At 33.5% G+C, this 11,510-nt stretch carries 10 protein-coding genes; 7 read left to right on the top strand and 3 right to left on the bottom strand.

The features are described from left to right. Window positions 1-89 precede the first annotated feature (89 nt). The 4 genes from ACZZZI_RS18990 (at window position 90) to ACZZZI_RS18975 (ending at window position 3,931) form a co-directional block, all read left to right on the top strand. Complete coding sequence (locus tag ACZZZI_RS18990) at window positions 90-1,229, top strand: cystathionine gamma-synthase (RefSeq protein ID WP_463490715.1); 1,140 nt, start codon at window positions 90-92, stop codon at window positions 1,227-1,229. 75 nt (window positions 1,230-1,304) lie between these two features. Next, the gene (locus ACZZZI_RS18985) at window positions 1,305-2,156 is read left to right on the top strand and encodes a TIGR02757 family protein (RefSeq protein WP_463490713.1); all 852 of its coding nucleotides are present in this window, start codon (window positions 1,305-1,307) and stop codon (window positions 2,154-2,156) included. An 81-nt stretch (window positions 2,157-2,237) separates the two neighbouring features. Further along, on the top strand, window positions 2,238-2,852 hold the full coding sequence (locus tag ACZZZI_RS18980) for a Crp/Fnr family transcriptional regulator (RefSeq protein ID WP_463490711.1): 615 nt from the start codon (window positions 2,238-2,240) through the stop codon (window positions 2,850-2,852). 431 nt (window positions 2,853-3,283) lie between these two features. Next, window positions 3,284-3,931 carry a response regulator transcription factor gene (locus ACZZZI_RS18975; RefSeq protein ID WP_316758448.1) on the top strand — a complete coding sequence of 216 codons (648 nt, stop codon included), beginning with the start codon at window positions 3,284-3,286 and terminating at the stop codon, window positions 3,929-3,931. A gap of 60 nt (window positions 3,932-3,991) precedes the next feature. Here the strand turns inward: ACZZZI_RS18975 and ACZZZI_RS18970 are convergent, their stop codons facing one another. Beyond that, a complete protein-coding gene (locus ACZZZI_RS18970) occupies window positions 3,992-4,171 on the bottom strand; it encodes a hypothetical protein (protein WP_424058163.1) in 180 nt (59 codons plus the stop codon). A 146-nt stretch (window positions 4,172-4,317) separates the two neighbouring features. On the opposite strand from ACZZZI_RS18970, the gene dinB reads away from it, so the two are divergent. Genes dinB through ACZZZI_RS18955 form a run of 3 tightly spaced genes read left to right on the top strand, consistent with a single transcriptional unit; the run spans window position 4,318 to window position 9,158 of the window. Further along, a complete protein-coding gene (dinB, locus tag ACZZZI_RS18965) occupies window positions 4,318-5,619 on the top strand; it encodes a DNA polymerase IV (RefSeq protein ID WP_463490708.1) in 1,302 nt (433 codons plus the stop codon). Then, complete coding sequence (gene dnaE, locus ACZZZI_RS18960) at window positions 5,620-8,631, top strand: DNA polymerase III subunit alpha (protein WP_463490705.1); 3,012 nt, start codon at window positions 5,620-5,622, stop codon at window positions 8,629-8,631. A gap of 17 nt (window positions 8,632-8,648) precedes the next feature. After that, window positions 8,649-9,158 carry a YdeI/OmpD-associated family protein gene (locus ACZZZI_RS18955; protein WP_463490703.1) on the top strand — a complete coding sequence of 170 codons (510 nt, stop codon included), beginning with the start codon at window positions 8,649-8,651 and terminating at the stop codon, window positions 9,156-9,158. Here ACZZZI_RS18955 and ACZZZI_RS18950 read toward each other — a convergent pair whose 3' ends face one another. Continuing rightward, window positions 9,159-9,887 carry a polyprenol monophosphomannose synthase gene (locus ACZZZI_RS18950; RefSeq protein WP_316758457.1) on the bottom strand — a complete coding sequence of 243 codons (729 nt, stop codon included), beginning with the start codon at window positions 9,885-9,887 and terminating at the stop codon, window positions 9,159-9,161. It abuts the gene before it with no gap. Between the two features lie 128 nt (window positions 9,888-10,015). Further along, a complete protein-coding gene (locus ACZZZI_RS18945; RefSeq protein ID WP_463490700.1) occupies window positions 10,016-11,509 on the bottom strand; it encodes a peptide MFS transporter in 1,494 nt (497 codons plus the stop codon). Window position 11,510: the final 1 nt, after the last annotated feature.

Raw genomic sequence — 11,510 nt, 5'->3', positions numbered from 1 at the left:
TTGAAATATTAATGTAAAAAGGTCGAGATAAGGTAAAGGATTTAAAATCTTATTTCGATACTTGACATTCACACATTGATTTTATTAAAATGAAATTTGCAACAAAAGCTATACACGCGGGTCAGGAACCTGATCCAACAACTGGTGCAGTAATGACGCCGATATATCAAACTTCTACTTATTGGCAAAAATCGCCAGGCGATAATAAAGGTTATGAGTATTCAAGAGGTACAAACCCAACTCGTAAAGCGTTAGAAGATTGTTTGGCTGCTCTTGAAAATGCAAAATATGGTTTAGCATTTTCTAGTGGAATGGGTGCTACAGATGCGGTTTTAAAATTATTGCAACCTGGCGATGAAGTAATTACTGGAAACGATTTATATGGAGGTTCTTACAGGATTTTTACTAAAATCTTCACGAAATACGGCATAAAATTTCATTTCTTAGATTTATCTAAGCCCGAAAATATGCTTCCATATATCAATGATAAAACTAAATTGGTTTGGATTGAAACCCCAACAAACCCAACCATGCAGATTATTGATATAGAAGGTATTGCTAAAATCACAAAAGAGAAAAATTTAATTTTAACCGTTGATAATACTTTTGCTTCTCCATATTTGCAAAACCCTATAGATTTAGGTGCAGACATTGTAATGCATTCGGTTACAAAATACATTGGCGGGCATTCGGACGTGGTTATGGGTGCTTTAGTTACCAGCGATGAGCAATTGTATAAAGACCTTTGGTTTATTTACAACGCGTGTGGCGCAACGCCAGGGCCACAAGATTCATTCTTGGTTTTAAGAAGTATTAAAACATTGCACCTTCGTATGAAAGCACATTGCGAAAACGGAGAAAAAATAGCTCATTATTTAAAAAATCATCCAAAAGTCGATAAAATTTACTGGCCTGGTTTTGAAGATCACCCTAATCACGATGTTGCTAAAAAGCAAATGCGTGGCTTCGGTGGAATGATTTCGATTACCTTAAAAGGAGCTGATTTACAAGAAACTTTTAGAATTTCATCAAATTTTAAAGTTTTTACTTTGGCCGAATCTTTAGGTGGAGTAGAGTCGTTAATTAATCACCCCGCAACAATGACTCATGGTTCTATTCCGAAAGAAGAACGTGAAAAAGTTGGTGTTACTGATAACTTATTGCGTTTAAGCGTTGGTGTTGAAGATATCGACGATTTGCTTGAAGATTTAGAAAACGCTTTAAAATAAAAATATTAATTTCTTAAAATCCGATGATTAAATGGTTTTTACTGTTTAATTATCGGATTATTTTTTTCAATACAAATGGACTTTTTAGACCTTAAAAATTTTCTTGATGCTAAAGTTGAGCAATATAATAAGCCCAACTTTATTGAAAACGATCCCATTTGTATTCCACATTTATTTACCCAGAAACAAGATATCGAAATAGCTGGTTTCTTTGCTTCAATTTTAGCTTGGGGACAGCGTAAAACCATCATTAATAAATGTAAAGAGCTATTAAATCGTATGGATAATGCACCTTACGATTTTGTTCTGAACCATAAAGATGACGATTTAAAACGGTTATTGAATTTTAAACACAGAACCTTTAACGATATAGATTTACTGTACTTTATATCTTTTTTTAAATATCATTATACAAATTACGATAGTTTGGAAAATGCCTTTCTTCCAAATAACGGCGTTTTTTTGAATGATTATTATGAGTCTGCTTCGAGTGTTAATGCAATAGTCGCTGCTTCTGAAGTTTGTTTGTCTTCCACGTTTAGTTTTACTATCGAACAGGCGTTAAATCATTTTAGGCAATATTTTTTCGCTCTTGAAGATTTTCCACATCGTACAAAAAAACATATTTCATCTCCGCAGCAAAAATCTACCTGCAAACGTTTAAATATGTTTTTACGGTGGATGGTTCGAGCCGATGACAAAGGCGTTGATTTTGGTATTTGGAATATTTTAAAACCATCCGATTTAATTTGTCCTTGCGATGTGCATGTAGATCGGGTAGGCCGTTTGCTCGGCTTAATTAACCGCAAGCAAACTGATTGGCTTACGGCTATAGAATTAACTAATAATCTAAAGTCATTTGATAATAGTGATCCAGTAAAATATGATTTTGCCCTTTTTGGTTTAGGTGTAGAAAAAATATTATAGATCATTATTTTACATTTCGTTATTTCTGCATTGTAAGTATATTTACATGTAATACTTTAGATCACTCCCTATTTTAATAATATGATTCTAGTTAATTTATCTGATGAAAATCGATGGAAGGACTATAATAATTTTTCTCCTCTAATTTCAATATTTAAACAATTTCATCCCCTAAATCGAGAAATTGAACGTCTTATTAACGAGCAGACCTTTCCAGTAAGTTTTAAAAAAAATAAATTTCTTGTTTCACCCGTCGATCGTAATAATTATCTCTTTTTAATTGTGAAAGGTGTTGTGCGCAGCTATATTAAAGATGATAAAACAGAAATCACCACCTGGATGGCCAAAGAGAACGAGGTTGTAGGTACAATTCGAAACTTGTGGCTTGAAGGAGGATCAGAAGAATATCTTCAGGCAATAGAGGATGTAGATTTAATTGCTATTCCACATACACTTTCTGATTATTTGTATGATAATTTCCCTGAGGCCAATATTGTAGGGCGTAAAATGATGGAATTATATTATAGAACTGCTGAAGAACGAGCTTATTTGTGTCGAATATCTTCTGCCGAGAAAAGGTATAAAAGATTTTTAATTTCTTTTCCTGGTTTGATCAATCGAGTTTCTTTAAAATATGTTGCATCTTTTCTGGCTATAAGATTAGAAACTTTAAGTCGAATTCGTGCTAAATTGTAAGCTTCTTTTTCTTTAATCGGCTATCTTGTTAGAATTGTTGCATTTTGTCTTTTTAAACTATTCTAAAAATCGGAGGATATCAGTTTTAATATCATAAATGCGATTTTTATTGCGAATTAATCATCTATAAATCTAAATATTAGCCTTATCCTCGATATTACAATTGAAATTTAAATAATCAGAGAACTTATTTTGACTTTACAAAAACTGAGACTATTTCGATATAGAATCTCCACTGTTTTTTATGACAAATGTCAAAACTTTTCTAATATTCTATATGTTAAAAAAGTGATATTGCTTTTAACATATTTAATTATATATGTACATTTACAAATACAAACTTAAGAAACTAAAAAGTCCGATTACGAAATTGAAAACTACTGCGTCGTAATAATGTAACTATTGCCTATTTCATCCCCAATATCCAAACAATGAAGACAAAAAATACTGTAAGTACATTCTCTGTACTTATTGCTGATGATCATGAGATCATTCGCCGAGGTTTGAAAAATCTTATTTCAGACTACTGGACTGGTGTTCAGGTTCTTAACGCTTCTACTATGGAGCAAGCTTTAACCGAAGTTGAAAAATCTCCAAGTTTAATTATTATAGATGTAAACTTACCTGGAGGTAATAATTTAAAAGTAATTGATCAAATTAAATTAGTGCAGCCTAATGCTAAAATTTTAGTGTTTTCTTCACTTAATGAGAATATATACGCCGTTCCTTATTTAAAATCAGGTGCATCTGGTTATTTGACTAAGAATGCTGAAGAATCTGAAATTGTTACAGCAATTACTACAATTTTAGCTGGAAGCAGATATTCAAGTAGAAACGTAAAAGAAAATATGTTTAATAGCATATTGGGAAATGATGCAGATAATCCTTTCACAAAATTATCGGGAAGAGAATTAGAGGTTGCAGAATTGCTAACTAAAGGTATTGGCGTTCTCGAGATTTCAAATCAGTTGGGTTTACAAATGGGTACGGTGAGTACATACAAATTAAGGCTTTTTCAGAAACTTAAAATTAAAAGTATAATAGAATTAGCTGAAAAAATGAGTATCTACGAAAAATAATTTCCACCTAAATTATATAAAAAAGAGTTTACCAAAAGTAAGCTCTTTTTTATTTTATTATCATTTTTCTTTATTCTTGTTCGTAGTTCCTGCACCATCTTTTCCCGATTCATTGGGTGTTTTTCCTGCTTCACCAAACTTATCTGATGCACCCTTGCCGTTTTGATCAAACGTTGCCTTTTCTTTTGAGGTTCCTGATGTCTTTTTATCCTGCCCGTTTTTATGATTTTTATTTTCCATAACTGATGTGTTTTATTAGAATAAACAATCTGGAAGCTTTAAAAGTTTTTATAACTAAAAATGTTAGCATTTTGTTGATAAAATAATTAGTAATCAAAGTTAAAAACTAATAATTTTAGTAAATTTGTTTATTAGTTATGATGATTATGCAGCAGGATAAACATATTATTCATATGGATCAGGATGCTTTTTTTGTATCCGTAGAGTTAAAGAAAAACCCAGAACTTATTGGAAAAGCTGTTATTGTAGGCGGTAACTCTGATCGGGGTGTAGTTACTTCGTGCAGTTATGAAGCACGAAAATTTGGTGTGCACGCCGCTATGCCAGGTCGAACCGCAAAGCTATTGTGTCCGCAAGCGATCTTTGTTAAAGGTAATATGGATGATTATTCAAAAGCCTCTCATGAAATTACAGAAATCATAGCGCAACGTGTTCCACTATTTGAAAAGGCCAGCATCGACGAGCATTATATCGATATGACAGGCATGGATAAGTTTTTTGGTTGTATGAAGTTTGCGTCAGAATTAAGGCAAACCATTATTAAGGAAACTGGATTACCGATTTCTTTTGGCTTATCTGTTAATAAAACAGTTGCTAAAGTTGTAACTAACGAATGTAAGCCAAATGGAGAAATGGAAATTCCTTTTCCTGAGGTTCGCCCTTTTTTAAATCCTTTATCTGTACATAAAATTCCTGGTATTGGCCAGGCTACTTATCGAAAGTTAAGCGAAATGGGGGTTCGGAAAATTGAAACATTAGCCGAAATTCCTCAAGAATTAATGTTTAAAATTTTGGGTGATCATGGATTAAATCTTTTGCAAAAGGCGCATGGCATAGATTTTTCGCCTGTTGTTCCTTATCGTGAAAGAAAATCGATAGGAACACAAACTACCTTTGAAAACGATAGTATGGATATTAATAAAATGAAAGCCATATTAACGGGAATGGTTACTAACTTAACATTCGAACTGCGTAGCCAGCAGAAACTCACCGCTTGTATTACAGTTACTATTCGGTATTCTAATTTCGAAACGGTAACTCAACAGGCCCGAATTCCTTATACAGCATTAGATTCTTTTCTGATTACGAAAGCTCATGATTTATTTAAAAAATTATATAGTAAGCGAATGCTACTGCGATTAATTGGTGTTAAACTTTCTCATTTGGTTAGTGGTTTCGAGCAAATTGGTTTATACCATACTTCAGAGGAGGAGTATGATTTATATCAGGCAATGGATAAAGTGAGGCAGAGTTATGGTGTAGAATCGGTAGTGAAGGCTTGTATTGTAAATAAACCTCAAAGAGATGATAATGGAAAGATTATTAAATATAATCCTCGTAAAAAAAGACCAGACGAAAATAATAAAGAAGAAGAACGGAAAAAATCAAGAATCAGAACTTTTATCAATTCCGATGTTTCATCTGTAAATAAACCAACCGATAGCTAAATGTTTTTGAATGTACATTCATCGTATAGTTTAAAATATGGTACAATGAATATTGCATCCATAATAGCGCAAGCCCGTGCTTTAAATATTCATCAATTGGTATTAACCGATATTAATAATTCTACGGGTGCTATAGAATTTATTAGAGAATGTATAAAGCAAAGTATTTTTAAAGAAGCTGATGATGTGCAGGAAGGAAATATTCCTTACAACTTGAAGCCAGTTGCTGGCATTGAATTTAGAAGAGATAATCAGCTACTTTATTTTGGAATTGCCAGTAATAAAGAGGGAATGCGTGAGCTTAATGAGTTTTTAAGTTACCATAATATTCATAATGTTCCCTTGCCCTATAACGCACCAGAATTTAAGAATGTATTTGTTGTTTATCCTTTTACAAAAGATTTTAATCGGAAATTAGCTTCTAACGAATTTGTTGGCATCCGAAATACTCAATTAAACCATCTTTACAAACACTCGTTGCTTCAACAGAAGCATAAATTAGTTGTCTGGCACCCAGTTACTGTGTCTGATAAAATTACCTACAGACTGCATGAATACTTGCGTGCAATAGATTTAAACACACTTTTAACCAAAGTGCCCGATGACTTTAAATGTTCGAAAAATGAATTTTTGATTCCAGAAAATGAGTTGAAGATTTGCTTTAAAGATTATCCATTCATTTTAGAAAATACGCAGAAACTGATTGATAATTGCGATTTGTCAGTATATTTTGAGCCTGTAATTCAATCGAAAAATCGCTTTGCTTATACGAAAGAAGGTGCCGAATTTGATAAAGTTTTACTACGAAGAATTGCTTATAAAGGCTTAGCCTATCGGTATGGAAAAGATAATACCATTGCGTTAGCGCGCTTGGAAAAAGAATTGCGTATTATCGAATTCAAAAAATATTGCGCTTACTTTTTAATCACCTTCGATATTGTTCGTTATGCAATGGGTCGGTGTAAATTTTATCATGTTGGTCGTGGTTCTGGAGCAAATAGCATAGTTGCTTATTGCCTGCGTATAACCGATGTAGATCCAATTGATTTGGATTTGTATTTCGAACGGTTTTTACATGAAAAAAGAACCAGTCCACCCGATTTTGATATCGATTTTTCTTGGGATGAACGCGAAACCATTCAGAAATACATCTTTAAAAAGTATCCCTACTGGCATGTTGCGTTTTTGGGTACGATGAGTACGTTTAAAGATCGGGCAATTATTCGTGAAATTGGTAAGGTTTTAGGTTTGGCAAAAGATGAGATAGATAGTTTTAGCGACCAAACAAAAGAATGGCAGAATTTACAAAACCCAACTTATAAGAAGATAAAAAATGTACACAACAGAATGCGTGAAATGCCTAATCAGCGTTCGATTCATGCTGGTGGAATTCTAATTTCTGAAGAGCCGATAACTTATTATACTGCTTTAGATTTACCACCAAAAGGTTTTCCAACTGTGCAATGGGATATGTATGAGGCTGAATTAATTGGTTACGAAAAGTTCGATATTTTAAGCCAAAGGGGTATTGGGCACATCCGTGAAGCGGTTCAGTTGATCGCAAAAAATAAAGGAGATATTGTTGATATACACGATTTTAAAACATTTAAAGAAGACCCAAAATTAAATGGTATTTTAAAAGAAGGACAGCCAATTGGCTGTTTTTACATAGAATCGCCAGCTATGCGCCAGTTACTTAAAAAACTTAAATGCGAAAACTATTTAACGCTTGTGGCAGCTAGTTCCATTATACGTCCTGGAGTTGCCAGTTCAGGGATGATGAAAGCTTTTATAGAACGTTATCATGAGCCCGATAAGGTTGTGTATTTATGTGAAGAGATGAAAGAGCAACTTAAGGAAACTTATGGTGTTATGGTTTATCAAGAAGATGTGATTAAAGTTTGCCATTACTTTGCGGGTTTAGATTTGGCCGATTCAGACGTTTTACGAAAAGCGATGAGTGGGAAATATCGCTCTAAATTGGCTTTTGATGAACTAGTAAATAAATTTTTTGTTTCGGCAAGAGCACAAGGCCATTCGCATGAGTTGGTTACTGAGGTTTGGCGGCAAATTTCTTCTTTTGCTGGTTACAGTTTTTCGAAAGCACACTCCGCATCATTTGCGGTAGAAAGTTATCAAAGTTTATACCTTAAAACATACTATCCGAAAGAATTTATGGTAGCCGTATTAAATAATTATGGCGGCTTCTATAGTCGATGGGTTTATGTTCACGAACTTCAAAAAACTGGTGCAAGGGTACATTTGCCTTGCGTAAATAATAGTGATGTGGTGGTCAATATTAAGGGCGATGAAGCTTATTTGGGTTTTATCGGTATTCAAGGCTTAGAAAGCAAGTTCATCGAAATTATTCCAGCCGAACGAGAAAGAAATGGTAATTATCTGGATTTAGAGCAATTTATAAAGCGTACTCAAATTACTTTGGAACAGGCTATTCTGTTAATTCGTTTAGGTGCTTTAAGGTTTACAGGAAAGGATAAAAAAACGTTGTTGTGGGATATTTACAATTATTTAGGCCATAAGCAGAAGAAACTTAACCATGCCGAGCTATTTAACATCGAGCACAAATCGTATAGTTTGCCACATTTACAAAACTCACAAATAGAAGATGCTTATAATGAGTTAGAGCTTTTAGGTTATCCTTTAAATTTTAATATGTTCGATTTTTTGAAAACAAGTTATCGAGGTAATGTAATGGCTGCTGATTTAAACAATCATGTTGGCGAAACCGTAAAAATGGTTGGCAATTATGTATGCGAAAAAACGGTGCACACCATTAAAAATACTAAGATGTGGTTCGGTACTTTTTTAGATGCAAATGGCGATTTTTTCGATACCACACATTTTCCGAACACAACACCTATGTATCCTTTTAAAGGAAAAGGATGTTATTTGATTCTGGGGAAAGTGGTTGAGGATTTTAGTTTTCCAAGCATTGAGGTTTTGAAATTCGCTAAACTCGACATCCATTTAAACCCTGTAGCTTTTGATTAATTTTTTTATTTTTAAGCATGATTCATTTTAAAGCAGAAATAGAACGTTTCGAGCAAATGGGCGAAAAAACTGGCTGGAGTTATGTTTTTATTCCAGCAACAAAAGCCAATAAAATTAAACCAGAATGTAAAACATCCTTTAGGGTTAAAGGCAAAATCGATGATGTAGAAATCGCAGGAATGGCAACGATGCCAATGGGAGAGGGTGATTTTATAATTGCCCTTCGAAGCGAGCTGAGAAAGCAATTAGGTAAAGAAGCAGGAGCTGCTGTAGAAATCTATCTCGAAGAAGATAAGAATTTTAAAATTGATATGCCTGAAGATTTAGAAATGTGCTTAATGGACGAAGAGTATTTGATGTCAACTTTTTTATCATTTGCAAAATCGCACCAAAATTATTTCATTAAATGGATTAACGAGGCTAAAACAGAAGTAACCAGAACAAAAAGATTAGCCATGACCGTAACTGCGATGTATAAAAAGCAAGATTTTGGTGCAATGATAAGAGAAAGTAAAGCGAATAAGTGACTACCTTTTATAATTTCTAAACCAACTATTAACCTTCATTTGGATAACACCAAGAAAAGCTTCTCTGAAGATTTTAGTGCTCATTTTTGAAGTTCCTTCTGTTCTATCTGTGAAAATAATTGGAACTTCTACAACTTTAAAACCAAATTTTATTGCAGTAAACTTCATCTCAATTTGAAAGGCATAACCCACAAATTTAATTTTGTTTAATGGAATGGTTTCTAAAACTATTTTTCGGTAACATTTAAAGCCTGCTGTAGCATCCTGAATGTTAATTCGGGTAATTAACCGAACATACATTGATGCAAAGTACGACATTAATACCCTGCCCATCGGCCAGTTTACAACATTCACTCCTTTAACATAACGAGAACCCACAGCCACATCAGCACCATTAACACAAGCTTCTCTTAAGCGAACTAAATCATCTGGGTTATGAGAAAAATCAGCATCCATTTCAAAAATATATGGATAATCTCTTTGTAAAGCCCAGTTGAAGCCATAAATGTAGGCTGTACCTAACCCTTGTTTTCCAGAGCGTTCCTGGATAAATAAATGTCCAGAGTATTCTGCTTGTAACGATTTTACAATATCTGCAGTGCCATCTGGCGATCCATCATCAATAATTAAAACGTGAAAAGGTTGAGTTAAAGAAAATACCTTTCGGATAATTTTTTCAATATTTTCCTTTTCGTTGTAAGTGGGTATGATGACTAAACTATCGGACACGTTGTGATGTAAATTTAATTTGTTTGTGCGCTTTGCTTTTCGCTTAAAGTGGCACGAAAGTAAATATTTAAAGTGAAAAAACCCGTATCAATAGGCTTGATACGGGTTAAATTCTGTTAAAATGGCGTTTATCTTACTTCAGCCATTAATTTTTTAATCAATTGAGAAAAGATAATTAAAGCCAAGCCAGCAATTAAAGAATACAAGGCAAGCGATTTGTAACCTTCTGTATAAGCAATTAATTTAGTTGGTAAGGATGCATTGTCGATACTCGACATTTCTGCACCTAATTTACCAGCTGCTAGTTGTCCGAAGGCACTAAACAGAAACCACAAGCCCATCATCATACCAAACATTTTCTTTGGAGAAAGTTTCGTGATAATCGACATTCCAATTGGTCCGATACACAACTCGCCTAAAGTAAGCAACAAATATGCGAAGGTGAAAACATTCAAAGAACTGATACCTTGCACATTTGCAAAAAATCTTGTGGCGTAAAAAACATAAAAACTTGCTGCTAATAAAATGAAGCCCAAACCAAATTTTACAACCGTATTTGGTTCGATCTTGCGTTTATATAATCCTAACCACAAAATACCAATAATCGGACTGAATACAATAACGAAAAATGAGTTTACGCTATTGTTAACCACATTAGGATCGATGTTTAAGAATAGAATTTTATGGTCAAGGTTATCTTTTGCAAAAAGCGACAATGAACCGCCACTTTGCTCGGATATAGCCATAAAAATGAAGTAACAAAAGATGAAAACAAAGGCAGCCAATAGTTTATATTGTGCTTTTTTATCTTTTATTTTTATGGTTTCAAATAAGAAATAGACTAAAGCTACAACACCAATTGTGTACATGAAATAATCGGTGTATGCTGTATTTCTAACCATTATAAAAATTAATGGTATACATAACAATGAGCCAACATAAGTAGCTATTTCGTAAGTTTTTTGTTTAGTTTTTGCTAGGTGTAAAAGTGGCGAGATACCAATCGGACCTAGGTGTTTTTTTGTGAAAATAAATGTTCCTAAACCAAATGCCATTACAAGTGCAGCCGATAAGAAACATAAATGCCAGCTATAATATTTACCTAAATAAATGCACAATGCGCCACCTAATAAGCCACCAACATTAATCCCCGCATAAAATAACCCATAACCAGCATCTCTTCTGTTATCATTTTCGTGATACAATTCGCCAACCATTGATGAAATATTCGGTTTGAAAAAACCAGTACCAATAATGGATAGCGTTATACCAATATAAAATAAATCGTGAGGAGAAAAGGCCAGAATAAGATTTCCAATAATCATTAAAGAACCGCCCCAGAAAAGTGATTTTCTAAAACCTAAAATCTTATCGGCAAATATTCCACCAATAAATGTAAAAGCGTAAACAAAAGCTTGAATTGCGCCATATTGCAAATTCGATTTCTGATCACTTAAACCTAATTGGTCTACCATGAAAAATGCTAAAACACCTCTCATTCCATAGAAACAGAAACGTTCCCACATTTCTACTAAAGATAAATACCATAGTTGCTTTGGATATTTACCTTCGAAATTCTGAATTTCTTCTACTGTAATTGCTTTTTCCGAACTTAGATTCATT

The sequence above is a fragment of the Pedobacter sp. AC190 genome (assembly GCF_979258025.1).
The sequence above is the reverse complement of the archived record's forward strand: the minus strand, read 5'-3'. Positions and strand labels throughout refer to the sequence as shown.